A 26,992-nucleotide genomic window follows, 5' to 3' on the forward strand; every position below is an offset into this window, starting at 1 on the left:
ATGAATATAGAGGATTATAGAAATTATTGCATCAAAAAACGAGGAGTAACGGAATCTTTTCCTTTTCCAAAAAACCTGCCCAACGTTTTGGTTTTTAAGGTTGGCGGCAAAATGTTCACAGCAACCGATGTGTCAACTTTTGCTAGTATTAGTGTAAAATGTAGTCCAGACAGAGTAGATGACCTTCGGGCTAAATACTCTGCAGTGACCTTACCCGGATATATGAATAAAAACCATTGGAACCGTATTATTATGGATAATTCCATTCCTGACCCATTGCTTTACAAATGGATTGATGAATCGTATAATTTAGTAGTAGCTAAACTACCGAAGAGGGTTCGTTTGGAATTAGAAATATGAAGCCTCTACTTAACAACCTGTTTTCGTATACGACTCATACTTTTGGGGTTCATTCCTAAAAACGAAGCGATGTATTGCAAAGGAACATTGTATAATATCTGGGGATAGTTTTCAATGAGATTTTGATAGCGTTGTTCTGCAGTGAGGGTTGCCAATTCTTTTGAACGGTTTTCATTGTATGCCAATGATTCTTGAAAAACCAATATACTAAAATCTTTGAACGCTGTACTTTGTTGTATTAATATATCCAAATTTTCTTTGGTAATTTTAAGTAGTTCACATTCTGTAATGCACTCTAAATTTTCGTTTGATTTAGTTTTATTAATGAAGTTAAAATATGAAGTGATAAACCCAGGTGGACAGTTGATATGTGTTGTAACTTCATCGCCTTTGTCGTTATAATGAAACAATCGAACAAAGCCTGATACTACAAAATACAGATGTTTAGGAATACTTCCTTCCTCTTCTACAATTCGATTTTTAGGAAAAAGGACAGGCTCAAAAAATTGCTTACATAACACTTTATCTTTATCGGCAATTGTTACACTTTGAGAAATTAAGTTTATTAATTGTTCATGCATTTTACAAAGTTAAGAATAGTTTTATTGTGTTGACAGTTTGTACTATAAATATTGCTATTCTTCGCTTTCCCTTGTAGCTATAAAGCAGATTACTCAAAGGTTGTGCTTGTATAATTATTAAAATTTTCAAATTCAGTTGGGAACGTGTTGTAAACAAATTCATATTCCCAAAGTTCCACATATCTAACACCCATTGTTTGTGCTTGACTGAAAATGGTAGTGTAATCATTATCTTCAAATCTTTCAGTTTGATCAGATCTACCAATTGCCTGTGCATATATATCTCCTTGAAAAGAGTTAAGAGCATTTATCAGATTGGGTTGGTAAGTTATCTTTCCGGAAATCCACCAAATGGCAGCTCCAACACGATGGTTCAAGGCGCTATCATTCCATAAGTCTGTCATAATTCGGTTTGGTATTGAGGTATCATCCATAATGTCATGCACTTCAACAGCTATGGCTTTATTTGAAAATGCATTTGCAAAAATATTCGCCGTCTCTTTTACAGATTCTACCCATTTGTCTGCTGTAAACCCAGCGTTTGTTAATTCTGTTGTAGAAACACCATTAAAATGGCCTTCTATTCCGTTTGCCGTCATTTGAGGTACATACACTAATACCAAATCTTCATCATTTTTATATGTGTTTGCTAGCGCTTGAGCCAAAAGCGCTAATTTTTCATTAGCTCTTGTGTCCCATATTTTTGGTATTCTTTTTAAGGTATTATCAAAGCCCATAATTTCAAAATAATCTACTCCATAAGAATCAATTAACCAATTTGGGCTGTCGCCACCAGCAATTACCCCTAAACTCCATTTTAAGTTTCTTGATTTTATTGAAACAAGAAACTGTTCTATTATAGAAAAATCATAGTTTCCTTCACTGGGTTCAATATCACTCCATGTTACACGTATCAAAGAACCTTTGATTTGATTATTGTCAAGAGCTGATTCATTGCCAAAAGAACTAGAAAATAAGCCTTTGGGTTTACTAATATTGTTATTGCTTTGAGATGTTATGTCATCATCTCTCGAAGCACAAGAGAAAAACACAATGAGCAATAAAGAAAGTAAGAGTCTATTCATCGGTAAATTTGTTTTAGGTTATTGACAGTTAGATAATAATTCAATAAAAAGGTTTAATCTTGTTTATACATAACTAGTATTACTGATATTTTTTAGATATTTATTGTAGTATCTAATTATTTGGGATTTATTTACTGGACCTCCATGACCAAGATAAAACACCTCTGCCTTAAGAGATAAAACCTTTTCAAAGCTATTTTTTAATTCAATAATATTATCATGAAAAGGAGGATGTTTGATTCGTTCATGAAACATTACTCCACCAAGTAAAATTCCAGATGCCATCATGTCCATAATAATAGCTTCCCCATTTTCCAAAATTATAGACAAGGATCCAGGAGTATGCCCTGGAGTGTGAATGATTTTACCGTTAGTACCCCATTCCTTTAAATTATATTCAGCATCTCCATTAATTAAAATATCAGGTTGGAATGGTTCTGTACTTTGATTTTTAATTATTTGCTTAAAAAGCCACCATTGAGGCTTATTGAGTTTCATGGTTGAAATATCTGCTTTGCCTGTTATGTATGATTCTACATCCAATTGATGTGCCAAAATGGGAACTTGTAAAAGTTGTTTTAATTTATAAGCACTTCCAAAATGGTCAATATGAGCATGAGTAACAATTATTAATCCAATATCTTTTTTATTGACACCCTGTTTATTCAATTGTGCTATGATTTTATTCTCACTATTTGGAATGCCTGTGTCAACCAGTATATGTTTTTCAGTCCCTTTAATCAAGAAACAATTTATCATACCTCTTGACCAAATTGATATTGGAATTACGCTATTCATAATTTTATTTTTTTTCAAAATTATGAGCATCCTAGTTCCAAAAAAATCACATTTGTTACTTAATTACCTCCTTTCGAATGCGACTTAATGATTGTGGTTTTATACCAAGATAAGAAGCCAAGTGTTTTACTGCTGTATTTAAAGCAATATTGGGCTGGGTATTTAATAGCCTTAAATATCTATCTGATGCGGATAAATTCTGAAGGGAATTAGCTCTTTCGGAAATTTTAACTATATGTTTTTCATATACGCTTTTACAAAAGGTTGACCAGTTTGAAACCTCTTGGTACAACTTATCATAATCAGACTTTGAAATACTTAATAAAGTACAATCGGAAGTACATTGAATATATTCTTTTGAGTATTCATTGTTAAGAAAGCTTTCAAATGAGGTCGCAAAATCTTTAGTGGAATAAATTTGTGTTGTTATTTCATTGCCGTTTTCAATGTAAAAACATCTTACATACCCTTTGACTATGAAATATAAATTTGGTGATAACGAGCCTTCTTTAACCAAATATTCTTTTTTCTTCTTGGTGATGCTTTGAAAAACTGAAGTCAAAATTTCAACTTCTTTATCAGAAATAATTGTTACTTCTTTTATACTATCAAGTAGAATTGTATTTATATCATTGTTCATCATTCTAATAAAGATCTTAATTGTTCAATTATCTCTTTTACTAATTTATTTATGCTAATTGATTTATACTAATTGATTTATAATACCCAATATTGAAATTATTAAACATAAAGGTGAAAATAGTTTCGTGTCGAATCTCCCGAATTTCGTTTTTTTCACACGCTTAAAAATCCCAACATATTTAAATTCACCTATTGCTCTTAAAAGAAAAATGATTGGAATTACCCAGCCACCAAACCTCATTACCCATTCGGGGAGGTGATTGTGTTCAATAAATCCTGATTGTAATAAATAAAAAAAGCCGAAAAGCGTTAGCCCAATTCCAACAATAAAACTATCTATTTTACTCGGGTTTAGTACTCTTTCTCCATTCTCCTTGGTAGGTAATGATTCTGAAAAGCCAAATGTTCCACCAGTTGCCCAATTAAAATGAATAATACCTAAAGCAATTAATATCATACTTAATAAAACTGGTAACATACTATTTTTGTTTGTTGTATTGTACAAAGTTATAAAAACATCCTACAAAAATTTTCATTAGTGAACTTGCAATTTCATCAACAAAAAAAGAGGCATCTATATCAATTTGAGCCTCTCTTCTTGCTATTAAATAATCTATCAATTCTTTAAGTTAACAATTCTATCATCTTTTTTGCTACACCAGAAGCTGAAGCTGGGTTTTGACCTGTTACAATATTATCGTCAACAATTACATACGGTTCAAAGGGTTTAGAATGATAGAACATCGCTCCTTGTTTAATCAATTCTTCATCAAGCATAAACGGAATTACATCACCCAATGTATGGCCATCAATTTTTTCTTCAGCTTCTGTAAATGAATTAATCTTCTTTCCTTCCAATAAATTGCTACCATCAGAGAGCGTGACATTAAGTAAGGCAGCTGGTCCATGACATACAGCCCCAATAATCTTATTATTTTCGTATGTATTTTTAATAGTTTCTTTTACCCGAGGTTCGTCTACCATATCCGTCATTAAACCTAAACCACCTGGAAAGAAAATGGCATCATAAGCTGAAACATCAATATCGCTTAATTTATGGCTAAAATTAAGTCGCTTAAACCCATTACCCTCTATAAATTCCTTGCTGGTTTGTTGCTTTGGATCATAACCTACATAGGGTGGCTCTCCTCCTAGAATACTTGCAAAATCTATGGCAAACCCTTTATTGACAAACTCAAAATAAGGGTCGGCTATTTCAGAAAACTCATAACCCGCTGCATGATTACCAGTACCAGTAACATTAGTACTAGTCACTATAAATAATATATGTTTCATATGTTTTAAATTTTAATTTGAAAGCTTAATTGCTTTTCAACTCTATAAATTTATTGTTTGGAAAGATTTTAAGTATTGTTATATGACAATGGTTTTCCATTTTATAAGTAATCCATTTGAATTAGCCATCAATTGCTATATCATTAATACTTGCATATCTTTTGCTCATTAGGCCATGTTCATCAAACTCCCAATTTTCATTTCCATATGAACGGAACCATTGCCCCTCACTATTACTCCATTTATATTCAAACCGAACAGCGATTCTATTTCCTGAAAATGCCCATAGTTCTTTTTTAAGTTTATAGTTTAATTCCTTCTCCCACTTTTTTTCTAGAAATTTTTTTAATTTCCTCTCTTCCGTTTATAAACTCATCTCTATTTCTCCATTCTGAATCAATTGTATATGCTGATGCAACTTTCTCTGGGTTTTTAGTGTTCCTAGCGTCTTCTGCTAATTTCACTTTCTTTTGTGCAGTTTCCATGTTAAATGGCGGAATAGGGTATCTTTTTTCTTTCATAATTAATTTTATAAAGAAAACAAGAACCCTTTATTTGGGTTCTTGTTTTTTAAGAATGATAATAGCAATTTAATCATAGTGTGGCGAATTCATATCTCTACTTGCCGCTTCTACAATTTCTCCGTCAAAAAGCTTTGTCTGAAAACTCACACCAAATGCTCTTGGCTCGTTAGGGAAGTAATCCCACGCAAATTTTTGAGCACTTTCCAACGAATTAAACTCATATAAACCACCTACGGTTCCTGAATTTAATCCCGAAAGCCATGTCTTTCTTACAAACCCTTCTTGTTTTTTAATTCCTTCATTGATTTTTTTCCAAGGAACATCTTCAAATGGTACTGAAAATTGTAACTCTGTGTAAACAAATACTTTTTTTAAACTACTCATAATATATTTATTTTAATACTGAACTTGATTGTTCAAATATGTTACAAAATTGTAATTTTAAAAGCGCGTAAAAGTTGTCATAGGACAATGATTTCTGATGTAAGGAATCCTCTTTAACCTGCTATTATTCATTTACTTGATAATTGCCAGCTGTAAATTTGAAGGTTCTAACCAATCTTGTCCAAGTATTTAGTTGAGAGATAGCAAATGTTAAATTGCAAATTTCTTCTGTTGTAAAGAATTTAGTTAGTGATTTAAAAATTTCTGCTGAAACTTCTTTTTTACTTATTTCTGTCAATGCTTCCGTAAATAGAAGAACAGCTTTTTCTTTTTCAGTAAAAAACGAAGTTTCATTCCATACACTTAATGTAGACATACGTAATTCTGTTTCTCCAGTATGCTTCAGCTCTTTATAGTGCATATCAATACAGTAAGCACATTTATTAATTTGTGCCACTCTTAAACGCATAAGCTCTAAAAGTTGTAAATCTAATGTTGATTCGTTAATGTAATTCTCTATTGCCATTAACCGTTCAACCATTCCTTTTGGAATTTGACCAAATGTAATTCGCTCCATGATTTTATTGTTTTAATTAATTTATGAAGCAAATTTATCGTGTAGTAATATTATAAAGCTTAAGGTATCTTAAGAAGTAAAAATTATTTAGTTTTTCTTAATTCACTTAAATATTCTGGTGTTATTTCTAAATATGATGCAATCATATATTGTGGTACTCTTTGACTAAAACCAGGGAAATGTTTTATTAAATCATTATATCTATCTTTACTTGTCATCTGTAAATAGATATCGCTTCTTCGCTGACTAGCAATAAGCATTTTTTCTGTGATAATTCTAAATAGTCTTTCGAGTTTAGGCATGGACAAGTATAATTTTTCCAATTCCTTTTTATTAATTAATAATACTTGAGTTTTTTCAAGTGCTTGAATAGATGAAAGTGAAGGTGTTTTATTAGCAAAACTTTCCATGTTTGTGATCCACCAGTTTTCGAGAGCAAATTGTGTTATTTTTTCATTTCCCTTGTTGTCAATGTAGAAAGAACGAACCAGCCCATTTATAATGAAATAATTACTCTTACATATCTGCCCCTCACAAAGAATGAACTCTTTCTTTTTATATGTTCTGGCTGTTAATTTCGAATAAATTTCATTTATTTCAGCATCACTAAATTCAACATATCGATTGAAATATTTTTTGATTTGTTGTTTCATTAAATGATTTGTTCTTTTATTATTGACAACGTTTTAAAGTTTAGCTCTTAATTTACTTAAGGTAGAATTGGTCATACCAAGATAGGAAGCAACTGCCTTACTGGAAATACGGGAGAGTAGTTTAGGTTCGTGTTCCATGACCCATTTAAGCTTGTCGATACCTTCCATTCCCAAAAAACTATAGATGCGCATTTGCGAGTGAATGAATGCAAACTCGATAAACTTATGATAAACCGAAGCAAATTGCGGTACAGTATCAACTAAATTGAAAAAATCGTCTCTAGTGATTACCAAAAGTTCTGAAGGCTCTAATGAAACCAGGCAATCTCTTGATGGTTTTTGAAGAATAAAACTGGTATTTGCAGAAATTATGCTGTCTTCTAATGCAAAGAAACCTGTTATTTCATTTCCTTTGTCGTCAATTTCATATAGTCTTAAACAGCCTTTTTTAATAAAATAGAAGTGTCTGCAGACTTGACCGATATTGCATAACATTTCATTTCTAACTGTTTTTAATGTTTTGAAACGAGCTGTTATTTTTTTAAGGATCTCTTCGTTAACATCTCCATGCTTATTTAAATAAGATTCTAATTCTATATACACTGAAACCGTTTATTAGTAAATATAAACAAAAGTATACTCTTAATACCTTTAAAACAATGTTATAAGACAATGTTTTCGATGGTGTATAGTTGACTTAAGTTAATGCAATAACTCTTGGCCTAAGTTTTTACTTAACCTATCAAATATTGACCACCATACAACACCTCCGTGCTTTTCTCCTAATCGAACAATTATTATTTTTTTTAATGGATTTACATAAATAAATTGTCCTAAATGTCCTTCTGCCATAAATGAATTTTTATTTGGAATCCACCATTGGTATTGATAATAAGGTGCACTTCCATTTAAGCTTTCAATTTTAGTGGATTTTTTCACCCATGCCTCTGAAACTATTTGTTTGTTATCCCAATGTCCTTTGTTTAAGTATAATCTTCCAATTTTAGCAAAATCCCTAGCTCTGGCATTAATACAACAAAAGGTTTTTTCTATACCATTTTTCTTTCTATCTAAACTCCAACTGGCTTCATATTCCATGCCTAAAGGAATCCATAGTTTTTCTTCTAAATATTGGGTTACTGTTTTTCCATTAATCACACGTTCTAAAATTAATCCTAGTATTTGTGGGCTTCCGCTTGTGTATTCAAACTCTTGCCCTGGCTCATTTTTTAGTTTCAATTTAGAAATAGCATTTCTAATGTTTGTTCCATAGTAGTAACTTGATGCTTCACTAAAAGGACTGATATAACTTTCGTCAAAATCTAACCCTGAAGTCATTTGTAGTAAATGTTCAATGGTTACCTTATCGAAACCATTTTTTTTCAGTTCGGGAATATAGTTTGTAATGGGTTCGTTAACGGATTTTATTAATCCGTCATCAATCGCTATTCCTATTAAAATAGATAGAATAGATTTTGCCATTGAAAAAGAAGAAGATACAGAGGATTGATTGTATTTATTAAAATAGTTTTCATATTTAATTGTGTCATTCTGTATTACTAAAAAAGCCACCGTTTTACTCTCTTCTAAATACGTGTCAAAATCAAAAACCTGATTGTGATCTAAACTGTTTTTTGCTATAATTTTTTTAGGTGTATTTCCAGTTGCAGATTGATAGAATGTAAAGGGAACGGTGCTTTTATGAACTGTTCTTGACGGAAATATTTTATAGTCCGTAATGTTTGCATAGTTGTACCAAACAAACCTTCCTACTTGACAAGAAGATAAAAGGCTTAATATAAAAATTGTAGTGACTACTATTGTCTTTATTTGATATTTTTTCATTTTTATAGTATTCTTATTTACAACAATCCTTTGAAGTAGTTACAGGAAATGTTAGTTGCTTAAAATATGCTCTGTCTTTTGGGTAATTAGTTTCAGGGCCTTTTATAACCCCAACTTTTTCCACAGAGCCTTTTCTGTTATAATAGGTGCCAAATAATAAATCCCAAAACGGAAATATATTGCCAAAATTCTTTGCTTCCTCCATCTTTATGCTATGATGAAAATGATGCACCTGTGGTGTAACTATTATATAATCCAAAAAACTTTTCTTTGTTTGAATATTAGCGTGAGAAATATAGGCAACCACAACGTGCGTAATGCCAACTAAAAAAATGATTTCTTTACTAAATCCTAAAAGCATAATGGGTGTTATTTTTAATAGCGTATTCAAGAACATATTTATAGGATGAATCCAGTTTGTTTTAAACCAGTTTAAGCTAGTTGGCAGGTGATGTATGGAATGAATTTTCCATAAAAAAAGACTCAAATAAGAGTTAGTATTTCCCTTGTGGCTCAATCTATGGTATACATAAGGAAAAAATTCGCCTACCAGATTTGCAATTGCATATGTTGCAATAAACGGAAGCGAGTCCCAAAAACTGGCAGTAGTAAAGAAGTGCTTTTGAATATAAATAACCAAAGCCAAAGCAGCCATTTTCCCTAAAGCATCAAATATTGCTGTTGAAAAAATAAAGTGTTTAATATCTGCCCAAAGTAATTTCTTTTCAGGTTTCCATGATTGTTTTAAAGGAATTGTATTTTCTAAAAATAGAATGTAACCAAGGGTGAATAAGAAAATTGAAAATGATATTATTTCAAAACTCCAATCATTAAGGATTGTTAAATAACTTATCATACCCGCTAAAACCAACACTAACGGAACAGCAATTAAAGATGTGATTTTTTGTTTCATTTTTTTACTTTACCCTATAGTCGTAAGATGAAAGTAAAAAGATGCAAGATTATGGAAATAAATTTATTCTATCCATTTCATTTTTTAATTCTTGAGGTAGTTCACAACCCTTTTTTAAATGGAAATCTGAAATTTGCCCTCTGTTATTGTATGATATACTAATACATTCAGAAACCATGTCTTTTAATTTAGCTCGCCCTCTTTGTATTCTCGATTTTGTTGCACTCAAGCTTAAATTTAAAGTCTCGGCTATTTCTTGCTGTGGTATTTGCTCAATATCACTTAAATAGAGTGGTTTGCCATATTTTTCAGGAAGGTATTCTTTAATTACAAAACCTGATAAATCGCATATGCAAGCCCTTGAATTATCATCAGAAACAACCTCATTTACTTTGGATATAGTATTCATTTTATGGCTTCGATAATAATCAGCAATTGTATTTCTTGTTACCTGAAAAAGCCACGCTTTATAATTCTTTATTTCAACATTTCTAATTAAACTGTCATTTAGTTTTATACTCACTTCTTGTAAAATATCGTCCGCGACATATTGATCATCAATCTTTGTTTTAATAAAATTAAAAAGATATGCTTTGTGGTTTTTCCATATTTCATCAAAAGCCGTTAACTGTGTTTCCATATCTGAATTAAATAATAGTTAAAAATATAAACTTGATCCTAAATAAAAACCCCAAGAGATTAGCTTTTTTTGTTTTTAATAAGTTTTACCCAATTTCTATAGGACTCATCAACATTTTCTTGATGATTATTTGGTACATATCTTTTAATCATTGCCTTTGGTAATTTGGGTAAATCCTCCAAATCTCTCCAAAGCTTTGCTCCCAATCCGGAAATTAAAGCAGCTCCCCAAGCAGAAACATCGGTAATACCTATATTGGTTATGGGCGCTTTTAATAAATCAGCGATAAATTGCATCAAAAATTCATTGACTGTAATACCCCCATTAACTTTCAACTCTCTTAAAGATGTATTGGTTTCTTTTTCAATAGAATTAATCACATCTTTTATTTGAAACGCAATTGATTCCAAAGCAGCTCTAACCAAATGCTCCTTGCTTGTTCCAAAAGTCAATCCGTGAATAGATGCTTTCCAATCTTTTTGCCAATATGGTGCTCCCATGCCGCTAAAGGCAGGAATCAAATAAACCCCTTCATTAGTTTTTAACGAGGTGGTCATTGGTTCAATATCTTGGTAAGACGTAAAAACACCTAACTGATTTTTTAACCATTCAATCGTAGAACCACAACTCACTATAACACCTTCCAAAGCATAATTCACTTGACCTTCAATACTCCAACCAATGGTAGTTAACATGCCATTCCCGGTTGGCTTCGAAACTTTTTCAGCAATCCATAAAATAGAAGATCCCGTACCTAGAGTAGCTTTAGCCATACCATTTGCAAAACATTCTTCTCCAAAAAATGCCGCTTGAGAGTCACCAATGATACCTGTAATAGGAAGTGACTTTTTAAAAACGCCTTCGAACGTAGAATCTCCAAAATGATCTGAAGAAAACGTAACTTCTGGAAGAATTAATTTCTCAATATTAAATGCTTTTAAAAGCGATGCATCCCATTCTAAATTATAAATATTATAAAATAAGGTTCGGGAGGCATTTGTATAGTCTGTTTTAAAACTTTTCCCCTCTGTAAGTTTGTAAAGCAACCAAGTGTCAACAGTTCCAAAGTAAGCCTCACCCTTATCAATTGTGTTTTTTACCTTTTCATTATTTTCATTAAGCCACATGACTTTGGTCGCTGAAAAATATGGATCTATGGTTAATCCTGTACTCCCACTTATTTCACTTTCTAAGTTACTTTCTTTTAAACGTTCACAAACTTTGGCTGAGCGTTTGCATTGCCAGACTATAGCATTGTGCAATGGAGCCCCATTCTTATCCCATAAAACAAACGTTTCCCTTTGATTAGAAATACCACAAGATACAATGTTCTGTTCCTCTCCTGGAAATTCATCATTGAATTTTGTAATGCAACTCTTTACAGCATGTGTCACTGATTGATAAATCTCTTGTGGATCTTGTTCAACGAAACCCGATTTAGGATAGTAGGATTTTAACGGTTCAGTAGTTTTAACTACTACTTTTCCAAACTCATCAAAAATAATGGCTTTGGTTCCACTCGTTCCTTGATCGATCGATAAGATATATGATTTTGACATTATAGTTTTTGAATCTGAAAATTTTAAGGACTAGTCATCGTTCGGATGATTTAATCTATCCATAATTACTGCAACTAATATCACTAAGCCTTTAATGATCTGTTGCCAAAAAGGAGACACGTTTAATAATACCAATCCACTGTTTAATACACCAATGATGAGAGCCCCTTGAACCGTACCCATGATGGATCCTCTTCCGCCAGATAACGATGTGCCACCAATAACCACCGCTGCTATCGAATCTAGTTCATAACTCATGCCCGCATTTGGCTGCGCTGAATCTAACCGGGATGTTAATATGATGCCTCCAACGGCAGCTAAAATTCCTGCAATGGCATATACCCAAATTTTTATTTTATTAATGTTGATACCCGATAATCTGGCTGCGCTTTCATTACCACCAATGGCATAAATATGTCTTCCAAATTGTGTTTTCTTGGTAACAACAACAGCAATTACCACTAAAACTACTGTTATCCAAACAGGCATTGGTATACCTAAAAACCAACCTGTCCCAATAAAATCAAAATTTTCACCCAAGCCAGTTATTGGAAAACCACCTGTCCATAACATAGTAGCACCTCTGGCAATAGTGAGCATCGCTAAAGTAGCCACGAACGGAGGAACTTTAAAACGTGTAATCATCCAACCGTTAAAAACGCCCAAAGCCCCACCAACTGTTAATCCAGTGAGTATCGCGCCTAATACCGTAAAACCAATATAGGTATTTATACTGGGAATTTCTAAACCAAATTTTAGGAGTCCAGCAGCAACAGCTCCACTAAATGCAAGAATAGATCCCACCGATAAATCAATACCTTTTGTTAATATAACCAAGGTCATACCTACTGATATACATACGTTTATGGATATTTGCCTCGCAATATTCCACCCATTTTCCATGGTAAAAAACTTATCAGACATAATCGTTAAAACAATGCATAACACTAATAGCGCTATGATAGATTGAAATTTTACTAAAGTATTCTTTACATCGGTCATTTTACAGTCTTACTTATTTTTGATGATTGTTTTCGCTGGTTATTTATTTTATAATTACTACATAATAGCCGATTTCATAATGGCTTCTTCGTTGGCATTTTCTTGATTAAATTCTCCTGTTATCCTCGAATCGCTCAGTACTAAAATCCGATCCGAAATAGCCATGATTTCAGGGAGTTCTGATGAAACAACAACAATTCCCAGTCCGTCTTTTGCTAAATCATTTATTAGATGGTAAATTTCATTTTTTGCATTAACATCTATCCCCCTTGTGGGCTCATCTAAGAATAATACTTTAGGTGTGGTAGCAAGCCATTTGGATAAAACTACTTTTTGCTGGTTACCACCACTTAAATTTCTTGAAAGCTGTTTTTCTGAAGGTGTTTTAATTTTAAGAGCTTCTATATATTTTTTAGATAAAAGTGATTCTAATTTAGTGCTTAAAAACCCATTTTTTACAACATTGTTAATACTAGCCATACTCATGTTTTTTGATATCTCCATTTGTAATACCAAACCATCTTCTTTTCGATCCTCAGGAACCAATCCCATACCATTTTTTATGGCGTCCATTACGGATTTAATTTTTACTTGTCTATTTTCAATAAAAATAGATCCGCTCATAATTTTGGAATGCATACCAAAAAGCGCCTCCAAAAGTTCAGTTCTACCAGCACCCATCAAACCAAATACGCCTAATACTTCTCCTTTTTTAACACTAAAATTGATGTCTTTTATAAGATATGAAGATCTACTGGTTATTTTTGGGAGTGAAATATTTTCTACTCTAAGAACTTCTTCTCCAAACGAAACCATTTCCTTTTTGTACAAATTTTTAATGTCTCTTCCTACCATTATTCGAATGAGGTCATCCTTTTTTGCTTCTTTAGCATTTTCTATGGTTCCTACCATTTTTCCATCACGAAGCCCAATAAATCGATCTGCAATTAAAAAAAGTTCATCCAGCTTATGGGAGATATAAAGAATAGAAACATTTTGCTTTTTTAGGGATGCAATAATTTTAAAAAGAGACTCGACTTCGGTATCTGAAATTGCAGAAGTTGGTTCGTCCATGATAACCAATTTAGCCTCTTCCAAAAGTGCTTTTGCAATTTCAATAAGTTGCTGTTCCCCCACCCTGAGCTCAGAAACAAGGGTTTTAGGATTTAAATTACAATCTAGACGGGATAATAATTCTTTGGTTTTTTTATTCATTTGTTTAGAATCCAAGATTCCAAACGCATTGTGCATTTCTCTACCCAAAAATATATTTTCGGTAATACTTAAATAAGGAATTAAATTTAATTCTTGGTGAATAATAGCAATCCCTTTTTGCATGGCATCTTTTGGGTTGCTAAAATTAACCTCTTCATTATTTACAAAAATCTGACCTTCATATTCAGGATAAACACCGGACAGAATTTTCATTAAAGTAGACTTGCCAGCACCATTTTCTCCCACAATGACATTTACCTTACCTGTATGAACCGCTAAGTTTACGTCGCTTAAAGCAATGACACCACCAAATTTTTTTGTTATATGCTTAGCTTGCAATACTATGTTTGGTTGGTTTTCCACGTTTTTATTTTTTGAATTTAATAATTAGTGGAATTACTTTTAGATGCTGCAAATCGGGGTGTTTAGTGTTAACTTCAACAGCTCCTTTAAAGTACAACTCATCATCTTCCTCTACTTTTTGTTTCAATAAAGGGACTACAGTTTCTCTAACTATATTATTAAGTTCAACGGAAATACTGTTAAAGTCCATAGTGTTTTGAAAATCACCAATATCTGCAATCGCACTCGCATCACGTATGGCATTTCCAAAAATAAAATCCGTTGCTATTCGTATATGCTGTTCTTTGTCATCATTTAGCACTAATAAAATATTTTCGTCTTCAATAGTGGCAACAGTTGCGTTACCTTCAATTATAAAATTATAATTATCACTAATACCTAGTTTTTTACCGTTATTTTTACAGTAACCGGTTATGTCATCCGCAATATTTACTAGAAATTCTGAAGCATTAATTGCCGGAAGCGTTTCCGTTTTAGAAGCCATAAAATCAATAGCTAGTGTTTTTACATCAAAAACGCCTTTATTCTGTCCTCTCTTATGGTCATCCAAAGATTCAAAGTAAACAGCATTGTAAAGCGAAAGGCCTATTAATAATGCGAAAACAATATATTTAATTACTTGTTTCATGTTCAATTAGTTTCTTGAGTCGTAGTCACCAAATTCCTTAATATTCTCCTGAGTCACAAGACTAACAGCCAGTGGTGTTTTTTTACTAAAATCACGTTTCCCTTTAATGTATTCATCGGCTAATTCTGCCGCAGTTCTAGCCATTTTTTTAGGAGACTGCATCACGGTTGCTTTTATTTTTTTATCTGCAATAGCATTCATAACATCATCGGCTCCATCAAAGCCAAATACCATAACATCCTTTTCTTTTCCAGCGGCTACGAGTGCTTGATAAGCACCCATTGCCATGGCATCATTGCCACAAAAAACAGCATTTAAATCGGGGTTTGATTGCATGATGGATTCTAAGACTTCCATGGCCTTACTTCTGTCAAAATCGGCACTTTGTTGGGATACCATTTTCAAATCTGGAAAAAGATCAACAACACTATGAAATCCTTTAGATCTATTCCATGTATTATTATCACCGACTAAACCAAGAAGTTCAACATATTTACCTTTCTTATTTAGTTGCCTGACAAAATATTCACCTAGCGCTACGCATCCAGAAAAACTGTCTGAAATAATTTGTGAAGTAGCCACATCTAGGGAATTCACTTCCCTATCCATACAAAAAACGGGGACTCCAGCTCGCTTGGCACGTTTGACATTGGATACAGAACCTTCAGAGTCTGTAGGATTAAATAATACTGCACTATAACCAGCTGCAATTAAATTTTCAAAATGTTCCGCTTCTTTAGATGTATTATTTTGCGAATCAAAGATAGTGGCTTCATAACCTAATTCCCTGGCACGCTCAGCGGCTGACTCCCCTAAAACTACAAACCATGGATTGTTTAAAGTTGAAATAACAACGGCTATTTTTTTTGATGCATCTTTCTTCTTTTCATTACATCCAAACAGGGAGAACAGAGTTAGTAATAAAAGAATTAGATTTTGTGGGCTGAATGGTTTAGTCGGTTTGGTCATAAAATCCAATTTTTAAATATTTAGCATTTTTTTACAAGTTTTGTAAATACCTTCTTTTGAAATGCCATAATGATTAAAAATTTCAACTTGAGAACCCGTTACCGTATATTCATCTGGAATCCCAATGATTTGAAACGGGTTTTTAAATCCGTGTTGAAATAAATGGGAAGCACAAGCTTCTCCCAAACCACCAGTTACCATATGCTCTTCAACTATAATTATGGGTCTGCCATTTTTAGCAAGGTTTTCAATTAAGTTTAAGTCTAACGGTTTTATGGTGTGCATACTTATAACCGTTGCTTTTATGTCATGATCATCTTCCAGTTTTTTGGCAGCGAGCCAAGCAGGATACACTGTTTCTCCACTTGCTATAATGGCTATGTCATCACCATCTCTAATCACTCTACCCTTTCCAAACTCAAACGTTTTATTGTTCTCATTTAAAAACGGCATAGTTTTTTTACCAAAGCGCATATAAATCGGCTTATCATGTTGAGCTGCTAAACGCACCGCTTGTTCTGTTTCAAAATTATCTGCAGGTGCCAAAATGGTAATATTGTTAATTGCACGAAGCACGGCATAATCATGCAAACTATGATGTGTTGTCCCTAAGGCACCATAACTAACGCCAGCACTAATCCCTACTAAGGTTACCGGATTGTCTGAATAGCAAACGTCATTTTTGATTTGCTCCAATGCTCTAGCACTAAGAAAACAAGCCGGTGAAACTGCAAAAACATTTTTCCCAGCGGAAGCTAGACCGGCAGCAACGCCAACTAAATTCTGTTCGGCTATTCCCACTTCTACTATTTGATTCGGATATTTTTGTCCAAAAGGAACTAATTTCCCAGAACCACGGGAATCACTCGTTACGGCAATAATATCCTTATTGGTTTCTGCTAATTCTTGAAGTGTTATAGAAAAAACTTCCTGATTGGCTTTTCCCATTTTTAAATCCTTTTCCTCAATTTTATCTAATTCCATACTTCACTAGATTAATGCTTCTGCTTCTGTTAATTCTGAAAGTGCCAATTCGTATTGCTCAGGAGTTGGCACGCCATGGTGCCATTTTGTAACACCTTCCATATAACTAACCCCTTTGCCTTTAATAGTATGGGCAATGATAAAGTTTGGTTTACCTGTTTCAAAAGGTCCATTATTTAGTGCTCCTTCTAGTTCTTCTAGATTATGTCCATCTATTTCTTTAACCGCCCAGCCAAAAGATTCTAATTTTTCTCTAATAGAATCTATATTCATAACTTCTTTGTTATAACCTGTAATTTGTTGTTTATTATTATCCAGAATCGCATATAAATTGTCTAGTTTATAATGGGATGCTGATAAGAATGCTTCCCAGTTTGAACCTTCTGGCAATTCTCCATCACCCAATAAGGTGAAAACGCGATGTGTTTTATGGTCTAATTTTGCCGCAATGGCTTCTCCAACACAAATAGATAAACCATGGCCTAAAGCCCCTGTGTTTTGTTCTACACCGTTTACTTTTTTTGTTGGGTGGCCAATGTAATGGGATTGATATTGACAAAGCGTTTCCAAATCTGATTCAGGAAAAAAACCCCTATCGGCTAATGTTACAAATAGGGCCTCTACACAATGCCCTTTACTTTGAATATACCTATCTCTAGAAGGGTCTCTAAAATTGCTTGGTTCTACATTTAAAACGCGATTATATAACACGTTTAAAGTGTCAACACACGATAAACTTCCACCTGTATGTCCCGCTTTTGCTTTATATATGTATTTAAGAAGGTTTTTCCTTAAAAAAACCGATTTCATTTGTAATTCTTTTTTCGTCATTTTTCTATTTATAAAAAATTTAATCGATTACCCTTTGTGATAATAAATATCCCAACCCATGTAGTTTCCTAAAGCTTCTTCAAGAATAGCAGCTGATTTAGAAGCATTCATAACCACATGATGCTCAAAACCATTTTTGCATACATAATTCATTAAGCCTTCTAAATTGCTGATTTGTGCAACAGCTCTATTTCCAAATGTTTTTAAAGGATCATTCGTTAATTCACCTTCACCTATATAAGCTTTTATAATACCTTTAGGGTCGTCTGTACTTATTCTTCCGTAAGTAAGTGGCATTGCAGGTGTACGACCATCCAAAGCTCCATACGTATTTTCAACCCCAACAGAAGTGCCTAAAATTGGTGCATTACTAATTTCGATATCTGGTAAAAAAGATTTTGCCCAGTTGCCACAATGGAACAAAACACATTTATTAGGGTCTTCAGCATAATTATTATTCCAATCTACCAAGGCACTAGGAGACCCAGAAGCCAATTGCATAGCATACATACTTAAAGTTCCTGTAACATCTACTTCACAAGCCGACGGCAGCATATTTTCGGACATGATACTCATACTTGTACACACATTACAACCAAAATTTTGTTGTAATGAGGTCCAACATTGAATAGCAGTCGCATCTAGAGCATATTCTTCAACAAAATCATTTAAAACAACATCCAATTTTGCCATTTGAATCATGGCGCCATTAGGTGTTTTACCTTTTGGTGCATAAGTATTTATTTTATCTAAATGTTGTTTAACAGACGTATCATCTTTAGTAAGTTTATTTGCTTTACCTAAAATTTCTGATAAATCAATGGTGGTAACGGTAATACCATTTCTTTGCAATATTTTTTCTGAATAACGAACCGTATTAAAGGCTCCTGGTCTGGCACCAACAGCTCCAATACGAACATTTCTTAGGCCTTTCACAACACGACAGACAGCAACAAAATTTACTAAGTCTTTTTGAAATATTTCATCTGAAGGTAAGCAGACATGCTTGCTTGTTAAGGTATATTTTATGCCATATTGATACAGATTATTACAAACTGAAATTTTACCACACCAAGAATCACGACGATTCACCACATTCATTTTAGACAATTCGTCTGGATAAGCTTGAATTAAAACAGGAACATTTAGATTTGCTAATTTTAAAGTATCGGCTACCCCTTTTTCATCTCCAAAATTTGGCAATAAAACCAAAATTCCAGCTAATTCATCTCTATACTTTTTGAAAAGTTCGGCACATTTTTGTGCTTCTTTATATGTTTCAACACCACCAAGTTTGGTGTCTATGGTTTTCAACACAATAGGTTTTAGATTTAATTTCGCAAAAACATCAATGATTTCTGTTCTTGCTTTTTCAACCAAGCTATCTGGGAAAAAATCCCTGTTTCCTATTATTATTCCAATACTTAATGTTGGTTTTGACATAGTTCTTTATTGTGGATTTAAAGTTCTCTCATTAATTGAAGCAGAGCTATAGATTTTAATGGAAAGAAAATGGTGCTTTTTAGTGTTATTCAATCTTATATGATTTATTGGTTTTCCGCTAAAATCACCTCGATTTCATGATTTTTAAAAACTTTTTTGTCTTTTTCCTCCATTCCTGAATCCGTTATGATAAAATCTATTAAGGATAAAGCCCCCAAACTTGCCAAGGCACTTTTTCCAATTTTGGTGCTGTCGGCTACTAAATAAGTAATATCGGCAGCCTCAATCATGGCTTTTTTAACTACCAAATCGCTTATACTTGGGTATGTAAGTCCTGATTTCAAGGAAATTCCAGCAGTCGCCAAGAATAGTTTTTGAACATTTAGCCCTTTAAAAAAATCTGCTGCTTTTTGACCAGTTAGTGATAATGTTGGAGGTTTAAATTCACCACCTGTCATGATGACCTCGATTCCAGGTTCTGCTCCAAGCATTAGAGCAATGTTAAGTGCATTGGTAATAACTGTTAGATTTTTATAGCCCTTTAGCTTCTTTGCAATTTCGGTTGTAGTACTTCCCGAGTCCAAAATAATGGTGTCCCCGCTTTCAATAAATTCAAGACATTTAATCGCTATTGTTTCTTTTTTATCGAGATTTTCTTGATGTACTATAGAAAAATTTTTAACATGATCTTCAATATTTTTCATGAATGCACCACCATGCTCTCTAATTATTAGCCCTTGTTTTTCTAATTTTTCTAAATCCTGCCTGACAGTTACTTCGGTTACTTTAAAAAGTTTAGCTAAATCAGCAACCTTTGCTGACCCATCTTCTTTTAAAAGTTCTATAATTTTCTCACGTCTCTGATTAGGTAGAATTGCCATAAAATACAATTATTAAATTATTACATTACAAATAAAAGAAAATAAACACAAATAAAAGAAAATAAACGTAAATAAAATTTTCAACATTATGTTCTCTATTCATTCATCCTTGAGCCTCAAGGATATACCAATGGACTGTATTTTCCATAAAAAACTATTATTTTTTCAGACAGAAGATTCCAAATCCCATTGAATTTGATTGCAGTAAAATATTTAAAGGGAAAGAACAACTAATAAAGAATACTTTGAACTTTTTAAGTCCAAACATGGGAAAAGGTTAAATTTTAATGGTGAAAAATTTAAACAAAAATATGTCTTGAAAAAGACGCTCGCACAAATTTTGATTTAATTTTATCAATTCTTAAGTAACAGTTTCCTATCGCCATTTAATTCCTGCAGCTCAATTTCCAACTTCTCATTCTTTCCCAATACAAATTTAGGAAAGACAATTACAAATCTATTTGATTTATCCTTTTCAACAACATTTGGCATGCTATGTTCATAAACAATTTCTTGTTCCAGTCTTTGATAAGAGGCTTTACGTCTATTATTTCCATTGACTCTAAAAACTTTTAAATATCCAACCTCAAAATCAATTTCTGAATTGTTCTTGACACCAAACACTAAATATACTTCAGACCCATTATAAGTGATTTTTTGCAATTGTAATTTCAAGCCTTTATTACGATCGGTAACTATAGATACATCTCTCGATTTCAATAAATAACCACTGAATTTTTGAAAATATTTAACTCTATTTTTATGTAAACTTTGTGATTTTAGAATTGGACTTTGTTCAATCGTAGTTGGATATTCCATGCCAATACTTTCTTCCTCCGTGATAAAATAATTGAGCTCTCCCAGCTGCTTTTTATACTTCAATATATAGGAGTAAATCTTTCCATTTTTGGTTATGGCCAACAAATTACTTTCTATCCCTGGAGTGGCCTGTAATAATCCGAAGGACTGCTCCTTTTCCCTGTTATAGGTAAACACAAAATGATTTGCACCTGTAATTCCTTGACGAATCGATTCAGGAAAAAACAAAGCGACATTTTTACTTTCGTTGGCATAAATAGTATCCAAAGGTTTTTGTGCTCTTAAATAATTTGAGAAAATTATAACTGTTATGATGATATATGCTTTCATTTTTATGTGTTTTTAGATTATTACCGATTATCGGCTTTTAATATGAGTTTGTAATTATGAGTTACCGTCACCTTAACGTTTCGGTTATTTCTTTGAAATATTTTTTTCACACCATCAACTTGAGGTACTCCGGCTATATTGATATCATCGACTATATCTCCGGTAACTTCTTGACCAGCTTCAGCCCTAAAACTATTCTCAACGTAAATCCCTTCACTACCATCTTGAAAATCAAAAGCTTTTAGTTTAACCGTTTGACGGTTGATGTTTTCTATTCTTATAATGGTTCTGTTAGGTTTAAAACTCACAAAACCATAAATAGGTGTGTTTTTTGGCAACATCCTATTGTTAATTTTTGTAGCTTTAATTAATCGCATCTGCAAACGATAATTGGTTTGTACTGTTTGGGTCCCATCCACTCTGGCATAGATAAGGCTATCGGTGTTTTTAGAATTTAGCCTATCGTTTTCCATGGGTTTCGAAGCAAAAAACAATCGGTGCTCTAAAGCCAACTCCTTGGTGTCTATTTGATTTTCCTGTTTGTTTTTTTTAGGTATTGAATCCCTCTTGATTGCTTTAGGTCTAATTTTAGTATCTGGTTCTGTAAAATTCCTATTGGAATAACTGATGCGACCTTCATTATAAATACTGTCAACAATTCGCACCTTTTTCTTGTCCAGTAAATCAGGGTCATAGACGCCTGTGGAATCCAATAGGCGTTCGTCATAAATACTGGGTGCATTGGTTTCCCTGACTTCCTTTAGTGCATCCAATGCTTCCAATTTAGACTCATATTCCTTTTGGCCTTCCCCTAATTCAGGAATGGGGATTTGGTTGGTCTCGATGGTTGGTTCTTCTTCATCTCCCATGACCAACATGGCATATGCCCCTATAAAAAGGATGACACAGATCAGTACAGATGCAAATACGATCTTATTTTTCTCTATCTTCATTTGTTTTGTTTTAAAAAGCCCTTCATGGGCTTTTAGGTTCTACACGTTTTAATTTATTTTCAAAAAAGTTGGTAATCAAAAGCCCGTGGGTATTATTTGGAAAGTTCCGATCCACATAGATCAAGGCTCCAGTAGTTGTCAATTGATAGGTATCAATGATTGCACCCCGATTGATCTCAAAAATAGTTGTGGTTTCAAACCCATAGGGTTCTTTTTGAATATTAATGCTTGATGAGACACTTAGGACTTTTTGCACCAATGAATATTGCAACAAGCGATTATAAACCCCATCGGCCTTTTTTTGTCTGTACAATCCATCTACCGAACTATTTCCTAACCATAAGGCCTTCTCCAAGTTCTTTTCGTAATTACTGGCATCTATATTATAGAAATAGGTATGGAACAATTCTAAATGTGACAATATTTCCACTTCCAAGTTTTCATGCTGTGATACCAGCTTCAAGGGAATCACCTTGCCGTCGGTATTGACAACAAACGCCTTATTGATTGTTTCTTTATGAAGTTTTATGACTGAAAGAACGGATACCGTACAAGCCAATAAAGCGCCAATCACAACCGCTAATACAATGAAACGGTTAAGCTTCAATACATAATAAATATTCTTATAAGGTGTCTTCATAATTCATTTTTATTTTTTAATTATCAAATGTGCCGTAGTTACCTATCCTCCTGAAAAAAGCTTAAAGACAAAGGATGTTGCCCTGCGATAGAGCTTGAATTTTAAAAGCACAATAAATCCTATAGAGCCGAATTGAATAAGGGGTGCAAAAAACTGACTGCCCCAATCGGTTCCAAACAACGTGGACCAAAAATTGGTATTGACCTCCGTATAGAGGTTATTGACAAATACATTGACCAAGAAAAAGGCGGGCACCAGCATATAGACCCCTGCATAGAGCTTAAAAAAATTATAGGCCAAGGCCCTAAACTTCTCAAATACGGCCAAACTAATGACCAGTGGAAAAAAGGCTTGCATAATGCCCAACAGGAAATAACGCTCTGCCAAAAACAAGGGATAAATGAACAGATCCAATAACCAAAGAAAAATGCCCATAATAAAAGCTATTATCTTGAGTCCATACAAGGGTGTTACCAGAGCTTCATACAACATCGCCATAGCTTTTTTGGCGGCTTCCAAAGCACCCACATCCTGCTCCAAATCAATATCTTGCATCTGTAATGGGAGGAGTGCTGGAGCCGTGTCTCGATATTGGGTTTCTATGGCCACCAATATGGTATCAAAAACACTTAAAACCTGCGTTGAGAAAATTACCAAAATGACCACAGCAAAATTCTTGGCAAGTTCCACTGGGGTCAATCCCCAGGTGTAGCCATCATTATTGGCAACGCCCTCATTATACTTTTTTAGGATATTGATGAGAAAGAACAGAATGGCCAGAGTTTTCATGCCCGTAATGGTATACTGCGAAAAATCACTGTTCTTAATGGTGGTGAATACTGCATCCACATATTCCAATCCGATTCCTAAAAAGAATGTAGCCATCAGTAATTCGTTTCCCTGTTATTGACTTTATCCTGCATTTCCCTGAAGGCTATGATCTCATGGTAGCGTCTGGTCTTGGATTCAATTTCCGCAACCATCTCCTTCGATTTGAGTTCCATATCCTTTAAAATTTCGGCACGTTCGGCATCGGTCATTTTTAAGGTATTGTTCGATAAAATCCGATCGATATAATGAAGCCCTTCCAAGGAGTTTTCTACAATATCATTAAAGGCATTGGAGACCCTTGTAACCTCATGGGATTTGATATAGGGCGAATTCAGAATCTCCCTTAAATCCTTTTGTATAATAGCGTACAAGCGTTGGTTATTCTTTGCCAATTCATTGACAGCTTTTAACTGTTTGATGACATTATTGACCTTTTCGATATTTTCCTTTTGGGCCTTTAAAAACTGGACGGTCTTTAACAATTGGGAGGTTTGCTTCGCAGATTCTATCAAGGACTTTGTAAAACTGACAAAATTGGTATTGTCATAAACCGGCATCCCCTGGCCAGTGCCAGTGGCACTCACAAGTATGAGCAAGGTTATGGATAAAATTGTTTTCTTGATGTTGTTTTTCATGGTATCTGTTTTTAAGAATTAATAATTGTTTATAATAATGGCAGTCTATGACTGCTTAATAAATATGTTGATGGCTTTTTCCATGTCCTTGTGCTCTTCAAAGAGCTGCATGATGTCAGCACTTTCTTTTCCATCCGTGAGGTAGGCAGCATAGACTTCTTTTGGCACTTCCAACCTAAAAATGTTGCTTTCCTTACCTATTTTGATAAACATTTCCGTGTATTTTCGCTCTCCTGAAAGATTGTTCCGGATGGATTTTAATTGGTTCAGATCATGGCTTGATAGGCTCAATCGCTTTTGGAGCTCTTCATACCCCTTCTCGTTTCGCAGGCTATAGATAACCTGGGTGTTCTCCAATATACTGGCTGATGTCGTGTTATTGGGCAGCTGGTTGATGGATTGCAAAATAATTCCAATGGCACCGTTCTGCTTTCTAATGGCTTGGTAATAGAATTCGACACTTTCCAATACGTTACCGAATTTTAACTGTTTGGCAAACTCATCGAATAAGATTATCCCCCGTTCAGACCTGTTTCTCCAAATGGTACGTTGAATGGCTGACTTGATCAACTTTAGCATCACGGAAAGTAATTCCTTGTTGTCCTTCACTTCATCAAGTTCAAAAACAATCAAACGCTTATCCTCTATCTTATAGGTTTGATCTTCTCCCACACTGAATAAAAAATGATACAGCCCATCACCTACATATTCCGATAGAATATGCAAAAAGTTATAGACGCTAAAATCAACTTCACCTATATTGAGCTCTTGAATGAGGGTGTCTTTTTTGCCATCTACAAACTCATATAGGTTTTCCAATGAATGATTTCCCAAGTTTGCAGCATAATAATAGCCAAGGACTTTCTTAATGGCCACTTCCCTAGCCTTGGTCACTTGTTGTTCTGCCAAAAGTTCCAACAGGAAAACAGCTAAGTCTTCCAGTCGCTCCGGTGTTAAATCATCGACATCTGAAATGAAAAAGGGATTAATTCCTAGGTTCTTCCCTTGCTCATAACGCAGTATCACATGGTCGTTTGGATAGAGTTTTGCAAACTTGGAATAGGAGCCTCCCAGATCAATGATGACCAATCTAACCTGTTGCTCAAAATATTGTCGCAGGATATTATTGGCCAAAAAGGATTTACCTTCCCCAGTTGGAGCAAATATGGCAAAGTTTCGGGCTTTGATTCGTTTTTTGCGCTCATCCCAAACATCCTTCAATACTGGGATATTATGTTGCCTATCATTAAAGATGATGCCGGTTTCATCTGATTTGTAATTCGTATTGTTTATATACAAACAGATGGCATGTTTTAAATCGGTGACATATAAATCTTCATTTGAAAAATTGGAGGTAAAACAACAATAGGAATTCAAAAAATAGTGCTTCCGTTCTTCACCCTTTGGATAATAAGGCACCATGTCAAGCTCCTTAAGTTCGGTCTTAATCTTAGAAGCTATATTGTTTAGCTGACCAGGTTCTGGACACCAGAAAATGATATTGAGATGTCCTCGTATGATTCGCGACGAATCATCCTGATTGATCTTGGCGACAATGGCTTCAATCTTTCTTAGAATGACTTTATTCTGGGTTCCGAAATTGGAGCTCTTATTGAGTTCCTCTATTTTTTTGTCCAGTAGTTTTCGCCATTTATGTTTATCATCCAAATAGATGATTTGGTTGACGATATGGTTTTCATGGAGACCCAATCCCAATCCATCCATAAAACCTTGATGGAATACAAAATCATCCGAGGTAAACTTATCGTTGGTTTTACTGGTCTGGACCACATCTCCAAAACAGACCTCACTATTGATTGCCAATACATCAAAATGGTGTTCTCCGATGTCTATGCTTGATTTATTAAGCTGTATATCGGTATCAAAGCCTTGATTAAAACCATTAAAATAGGTATTGGTATTTGCTATTATCTCATGCTCATTGAGTGGTCTGAGGGTTACTTTTCTACTATTATTTATAAAGGATACAGCATCATTGACTGAGTTTATGAAATCGTTCACATGGTGATCTAGTTTCTTATAAATTCCTTTTTCAACCTTACGGAATGGATTGGTGAATTTGGAAGCGTTCAGTGCTCTATTCAGGGGCAAGACAAAGAACAAATATGCGTCATGTTTGATAAATTCCCTTGACATAAAATAATCATGGGTGGCCTTCTCTAAAAAACTGCTATTGGGAATATTCTTGGCATCGTAGGAGGCTTTTTGATACACATCCTGTTTATGGATAATCGTACTTATAGGTAATGATTTAAAGGCTTGAAACCACGCACCATGAAGGTCTTCAAAATCGGATTCAGACAGACTATAGATTTCTGGAAGTTCTGTTTTATAGCACAATACCACATTGCCATTATTGGCAAATACGATATGGCCTTGAATATCCATAATAGGATGATAAGCAGATAGGTTCATTTTTTCATTCTAGGTCTTGATTTCTTTTCTTATGAATTTTCATAATCCAATCGGGTATCTTTTTTGTTACTGATGGTATGTGGAAAAACCTTTTTAAAATGCAGGATGGCTCGGTTTTTAGTAACATACGTTAAGCCTGCATAAAGTGTCATATTAATTATGAACACGCCAATGA

Annotated in this window: 29 protein-coding genes and 1 pseudogene; 1 reads left to right on the forward strand and 29 read right to left on the reverse strand. The window is 33.9% G+C overall.

Annotated features, from left to right (window positions below):
• Nucleotides 1-360: an MmcQ/YjbR family DNA-binding protein gene (locus tag BT151_RS01560; protein WP_072399944.1), complete on the forward strand. Its 360-nt coding sequence runs from the start codon at nucleotides 1-3 to the stop codon at nucleotides 358-360.
• Nucleotides 361-365: 5 nt separating this feature from the next.
• Here BT151_RS01560 and BT151_RS01565 read toward each other — a convergent pair whose 3' ends face one another.
• The 29 genes and pseudogenes from BT151_RS01565 to BT151_RS01705 all read right to left on the reverse strand — a co-directional run bounded on the left by BT151_RS01565 (nucleotide 366) and on the right by BT151_RS01705 (nucleotide 26,817).
• Nucleotides 366-941, reverse strand: coding sequence for a Crp/Fnr family transcriptional regulator (locus BT151_RS01565; RefSeq protein WP_072399946.1), 576 nt, complete (start codon nucleotides 939-941; stop codon nucleotides 366-368).
• 89 nt (nucleotides 942-1,030) lie between these two features.
• On the reverse strand, nucleotides 1,031-2,026 hold the full coding sequence (locus BT151_RS01570; RefSeq protein ID WP_072399949.1) for a beta-galactosidase: 996 nt from the start codon (nucleotides 2,024-2,026) through the stop codon (nucleotides 1,031-1,033).
• Nucleotides 2,027-2,089: 63 nt separating this feature from the next.
• Nucleotides 2,090-2,785, reverse strand: coding sequence for an MBL fold metallo-hydrolase (locus tag BT151_RS01575; protein ID WP_171946596.1), 696 nt, complete (start codon nucleotides 2,783-2,785; stop codon nucleotides 2,090-2,092).
• Between the two features lie 94 nt (nucleotides 2,786-2,879).
• Complete coding sequence (locus tag BT151_RS01580; protein ID WP_072399953.1) at nucleotides 2,880-3,467, reverse strand: Crp/Fnr family transcriptional regulator; 588 nt, start codon at nucleotides 3,465-3,467, stop codon at nucleotides 2,880-2,882.
• A gap of 60 nt (nucleotides 3,468-3,527) precedes the next feature.
• Nucleotides 3,528-3,944, reverse strand: coding sequence for a DUF3995 domain-containing protein (locus BT151_RS01585; RefSeq protein ID WP_072399955.1), 417 nt, complete (start codon nucleotides 3,942-3,944; stop codon nucleotides 3,528-3,530).
• 146 nt (nucleotides 3,945-4,090) lie between these two features.
• Nucleotides 4,091-4,762, reverse strand: coding sequence for a type 1 glutamine amidotransferase domain-containing protein (locus tag BT151_RS01590; protein ID WP_072399957.1), 672 nt, complete (start codon nucleotides 4,760-4,762; stop codon nucleotides 4,091-4,093).
• Between the two features lie 121 nt (nucleotides 4,763-4,883).
• Nucleotides 4,884-5,283: pseudogene (locus tag BT151_RS01595) on the reverse strand (DUF1348 family protein).
• Between the two features lie 69 nt (nucleotides 5,284-5,352).
• A complete protein-coding gene (locus BT151_RS01600; protein WP_072399959.1) occupies nucleotides 5,353-5,670 on the reverse strand; it encodes a hypothetical protein in 318 nt (105 codons plus the stop codon).
• 124 nt (nucleotides 5,671-5,794) lie between these two features.
• Nucleotides 5,795-6,247, reverse strand: coding sequence for a carboxymuconolactone decarboxylase family protein (locus BT151_RS01605; RefSeq protein WP_072399961.1), 453 nt, complete (start codon nucleotides 6,245-6,247; stop codon nucleotides 5,795-5,797).
• A gap of 83 nt (nucleotides 6,248-6,330) precedes the next feature.
• Nucleotides 6,331-6,900: a Crp/Fnr family transcriptional regulator gene (locus BT151_RS01610; RefSeq protein ID WP_072399963.1), complete on the reverse strand. Its 570-nt coding sequence runs from the start codon at nucleotides 6,898-6,900 to the stop codon at nucleotides 6,331-6,333.
• Nucleotides 6,901-6,933: 33 nt separating this feature from the next.
• The gene (locus BT151_RS01615; RefSeq protein ID WP_072399965.1) at nucleotides 6,934-7,503 is read right to left on the reverse strand and encodes a Crp/Fnr family transcriptional regulator; all 570 of its coding nucleotides are present in this window, start codon (nucleotides 7,501-7,503) and stop codon (nucleotides 6,934-6,936) included.
• Between the two features lie 99 nt (nucleotides 7,504-7,602).
• Nucleotides 7,603-8,745 (reverse strand): serine hydrolase domain-containing protein, encoded by a 1,143-nt coding sequence (locus BT151_RS01620; RefSeq protein WP_072399967.1) that lies wholly within the window; start codon nucleotides 8,743-8,745, stop codon nucleotides 7,603-7,605.
• Between the two features lie 13 nt (nucleotides 8,746-8,758).
• The gene (locus BT151_RS01625; protein WP_072399969.1) at nucleotides 8,759-9,658 is read right to left on the reverse strand and encodes a sterol desaturase family protein; all 900 of its coding nucleotides are present in this window, start codon (nucleotides 9,656-9,658) and stop codon (nucleotides 8,759-8,761) included.
• Nucleotides 9,659-9,707: 49 nt separating this feature from the next.
• A complete protein-coding gene (locus tag BT151_RS01630; RefSeq protein ID WP_072399970.1) occupies nucleotides 9,708-10,298 on the reverse strand; it encodes a sigma factor-like helix-turn-helix DNA-binding protein in 591 nt (196 codons plus the stop codon).
• Between the two features lie 59 nt (nucleotides 10,299-10,357).
• Nucleotides 10,358-11,857, reverse strand: coding sequence for an FGGY family carbohydrate kinase (locus BT151_RS01635; RefSeq protein ID WP_072399971.1), 1,500 nt, complete (start codon nucleotides 11,855-11,857; stop codon nucleotides 10,358-10,360).
• Between the two features lie 30 nt (nucleotides 11,858-11,887).
• Nucleotides 11,888-12,781, reverse strand: a complete 894-nt coding sequence (locus BT151_RS01640; RefSeq protein WP_216231059.1) for an ABC transporter permease — start codon at nucleotides 12,779-12,781, stop codon at nucleotides 11,888-11,890.
• 135 nt (nucleotides 12,782-12,916) lie between these two features.
• A complete protein-coding gene (locus tag BT151_RS01645) occupies nucleotides 12,917-14,437 on the reverse strand; it encodes a sugar ABC transporter ATP-binding protein (protein ID WP_072399975.1) in 1,521 nt (506 codons plus the stop codon).
• A 4-nt stretch (nucleotides 14,438-14,441) separates the two neighbouring features.
• A complete protein-coding gene (locus tag BT151_RS01650; protein ID WP_072399977.1) occupies nucleotides 14,442-15,065 on the reverse strand; it encodes a DUF2291 family protein in 624 nt (207 codons plus the stop codon).
• Between the two features lie 6 nt (nucleotides 15,066-15,071).
• Nucleotides 15,072-16,034 (reverse strand): D-ribose ABC transporter substrate-binding protein, encoded by a 963-nt coding sequence (locus tag BT151_RS01655; protein WP_072400959.1) that lies wholly within the window; start codon nucleotides 16,032-16,034, stop codon nucleotides 15,072-15,074.
• A 12-nt stretch (nucleotides 16,035-16,046) separates the two neighbouring features.
• Nucleotides 16,047-17,018: a transketolase family protein gene (locus tag BT151_RS01660; protein ID WP_072399979.1), complete on the reverse strand. Its 972-nt coding sequence runs from the start codon at nucleotides 17,016-17,018 to the stop codon at nucleotides 16,047-16,049.
• Nucleotides 17,019-17,024: 6 nt separating this feature from the next.
• Nucleotides 17,025-17,849 carry a transketolase gene (locus BT151_RS01665; protein ID WP_072399981.1) on the reverse strand — a complete coding sequence of 275 codons (825 nt, stop codon included), beginning with the start codon at nucleotides 17,847-17,849 and terminating at the stop codon, nucleotides 17,025-17,027.
• 27 nt (nucleotides 17,850-17,876) lie between these two features.
• Nucleotides 17,877-19,292, reverse strand: coding sequence for an L-fucose/L-arabinose isomerase family protein (locus BT151_RS01670; protein WP_072399983.1), 1,416 nt, complete (start codon nucleotides 19,290-19,292; stop codon nucleotides 17,877-17,879).
• Between the two features lie 104 nt (nucleotides 19,293-19,396).
• On the reverse strand, nucleotides 19,397-20,173 hold the full coding sequence (locus BT151_RS01675; RefSeq protein ID WP_216231062.1) for a DeoR/GlpR family DNA-binding transcription regulator: 777 nt from the start codon (nucleotides 20,171-20,173) through the stop codon (nucleotides 19,397-19,399).
• 354 nt (nucleotides 20,174-20,527) lie between these two features.
• Nucleotides 20,528-21,322 (reverse strand): DUF4138 domain-containing protein, encoded by a 795-nt coding sequence (locus BT151_RS01680; RefSeq protein ID WP_072399985.1) that lies wholly within the window; start codon nucleotides 21,320-21,322, stop codon nucleotides 20,528-20,530.
• Nucleotides 21,323-21,342: 20 nt separating this feature from the next.
• Nucleotides 21,343-22,200, reverse strand: coding sequence for a conjugative transposon protein TraM (traM, locus tag BT151_RS01685; protein WP_317041219.1), 858 nt, complete (start codon nucleotides 22,198-22,200; stop codon nucleotides 21,343-21,345).
• Nucleotides 22,201-22,297: 97 nt separating this feature from the next.
• Complete coding sequence (locus BT151_RS01690; protein ID WP_072399990.1) at nucleotides 22,298-22,915, reverse strand: conjugal transfer protein TraK; 618 nt, start codon at nucleotides 22,913-22,915, stop codon at nucleotides 22,298-22,300.
• A gap of 42 nt (nucleotides 22,916-22,957) precedes the next feature.
• Nucleotides 22,958-23,800: a hypothetical protein gene (locus tag BT151_RS01695; RefSeq protein ID WP_171946597.1), complete on the reverse strand. Its 843-nt coding sequence runs from the start codon at nucleotides 23,798-23,800 to the stop codon at nucleotides 22,958-22,960.
• Entirely contained in the window at nucleotides 23,800-24,381 is a 582-nt protein-coding gene (locus BT151_RS01700; RefSeq protein ID WP_072399994.1) for a TrbJ/VirB5 family protein, read from the reverse strand. Before BT151_RS01700 ends, BT151_RS01695 begins: the two co-directional genes overlap by 1 nt.
• A 45-nt stretch (nucleotides 24,382-24,426) precedes the next feature.
• Nucleotides 24,427-26,817 (reverse strand): TraG family conjugative transposon ATPase, encoded by a 2,391-nt coding sequence (locus BT151_RS01705; protein WP_072399996.1) that lies wholly within the window; start codon nucleotides 26,815-26,817, stop codon nucleotides 24,427-24,429.
• Nucleotides 26,818-26,992 lie beyond the last annotated feature (175 nt).

The organism is Flaviramulus basaltis (genome assembly GCF_900114265.1).
Lineage (GTDB): Bacteria > Bacteroidota > Bacteroidia > Flavobacteriales > Flavobacteriaceae > Flaviramulus > Flaviramulus basaltis.

What these genes read in the sequence shown, in the direction of transcription:
- BT151_RS01590 (WP_072399957.1), bottom strand. Translation starts at nt 4,762, where the DNA reads ATGAAACATATATTATTTATAGTGACTAGTACTAATGTTACTGGTACT.
- BT151_RS01625 (WP_072399969.1), bottom strand. Translation starts at nt 9,658, where the DNA reads ATGAAACAAAAAATCACATCTTTAATTGCTGTTCCGTTAGTGTTGGTT.
- BT151_RS01565 (WP_072399946.1), bottom strand. Translation starts at nt 941, where the DNA reads ATGCATGAACAATTAATAAACTTAATTTCTCAAAGTGTAACAATTGCC.
- BT151_RS01640 (WP_216231059.1), bottom strand. Translation starts at nt 12,781, where the DNA reads ATGTCTGATAAGTTTTTTACCATGGAAAATGGGTGGAATATTGCGAGG.
- BT151_RS01655 (WP_072400959.1), bottom strand. Translation starts at nt 16,034, where the DNA reads ATGACCAAACCGACTAAACCATTCAGCCCACAAAATCTAATTCTTTTA.
- BT151_RS01700 (WP_072399994.1), bottom strand. Translation starts at nt 24,381, where the DNA reads ATGAAAAACAACATCAAGAAAACAATTTTATCCATAACCTTGCTCATA.
- BT151_RS01660 (WP_072399979.1), bottom strand. Translation starts at nt 17,018, where the DNA reads ATGGAATTAGATAAAATTGAGGAAAAGGATTTAAAAATGGGAAAAGCC.
- BT151_RS01600 (WP_072399959.1), bottom strand. Translation starts at nt 5,670, where the DNA reads ATGAGTAGTTTAAAAAAAGTATTTGTTTACACAGAGTTACAATTTTCA.
- BT151_RS01680 (WP_072399985.1), bottom strand. Translation starts at nt 21,322, where the DNA reads ATGAAAGCATATATCATCATAACAGTTATAATTTTCTCAAATTATTTA.
- BT151_RS01585 (WP_072399955.1), bottom strand. Translation starts at nt 3,944, where the DNA reads ATGTTACCAGTTTTATTAAGTATGATATTAATTGCTTTAGGTATTATT.
- traM (WP_317041219.1), bottom strand. Translation starts at nt 22,200, where the DNA reads ATGTTGGTCATGGGAGATGAAGAAGAACCAACCATCGAGACCAACCAA.
- BT151_RS01560 (WP_072399944.1), top strand. Translation starts at nt 1, where the DNA reads ATGAATATAGAGGATTATAGAAATTATTGCATCAAAAAACGAGGAGTA.
- BT151_RS01650 (WP_072399977.1), bottom strand. Translation starts at nt 15,065, where the DNA reads ATGAAACAAGTAATTAAATATATTGTTTTCGCATTATTAATAGGCCTT.
- BT151_RS01670 (WP_072399983.1), bottom strand. Translation starts at nt 19,292, where the DNA reads ATGTCAAAACCAACATTAAGTATTGGAATAATAATAGGAAACAGGGAT.
- BT151_RS01610 (WP_072399963.1), bottom strand. Translation starts at nt 6,900, where the DNA reads ATGAAACAACAAATCAAAAAATATTTCAATCGATATGTTGAATTTAGT.
- BT151_RS01570 (WP_072399949.1), bottom strand. Translation starts at nt 2,026, where the DNA reads ATGAATAGACTCTTACTTTCTTTATTGCTCATTGTGTTTTTCTCTTGT.
- BT151_RS01575 (WP_171946596.1), bottom strand. Translation starts at nt 2,785, where the DNA reads ATGATAAATTGTTTCTTGATTAAAGGGACTGAAAAACATATACTGGTT.
- BT151_RS01635 (WP_072399971.1), bottom strand. Translation starts at nt 11,857, where the DNA reads ATGTCAAAATCATATATCTTATCGATCGATCAAGGAACGAGTGGAACC.
- BT151_RS01675 (WP_216231062.1), bottom strand. Translation starts at nt 20,173, where the DNA reads ATGGCAATTCTACCTAATCAGAGACGTGAGAAAATTATAGAACTTTTA.
- BT151_RS01605 (WP_072399961.1), bottom strand. Translation starts at nt 6,247, where the DNA reads ATGGAGCGAATTACATTTGGTCAAATTCCAAAAGGAATGGTTGAACGG.
- BT151_RS01695 (WP_171946597.1), bottom strand. Translation starts at nt 23,800, where the DNA reads ATGGCTACATTCTTTTTAGGAATCGGATTGGAATATGTGGATGCAGTA.
- BT151_RS01705 (WP_072399996.1), bottom strand. Translation starts at nt 26,817, where the DNA reads ATGAACCTATCTGCTTATCATCCTATTATGGATATTCAAGGCCATATC.
- BT151_RS01690 (WP_072399990.1), bottom strand. Translation starts at nt 22,915, where the DNA reads ATGAAGACACCTTATAAGAATATTTATTATGTATTGAAGCTTAACCGT.
- BT151_RS01580 (WP_072399953.1), bottom strand. Translation starts at nt 3,467, where the DNA reads ATGATGAACAATGATATAAATACAATTCTACTTGATAGTATAAAAGAA.
- BT151_RS01665 (WP_072399981.1), bottom strand. Translation starts at nt 17,849, where the DNA reads ATGACGAAAAAAGAATTACAAATGAAATCGGTTTTTTTAAGGAAAAAC.
- BT151_RS01620 (WP_072399967.1), bottom strand. Translation starts at nt 8,745, where the DNA reads ATGAAAAAATATCAAATAAAGACAATAGTAGTCACTACAATTTTTATA.
- BT151_RS01630 (WP_072399970.1), bottom strand. Translation starts at nt 10,298, where the DNA reads ATGGAAACACAGTTAACGGCTTTTGATGAAATATGGAAAAACCACAAA.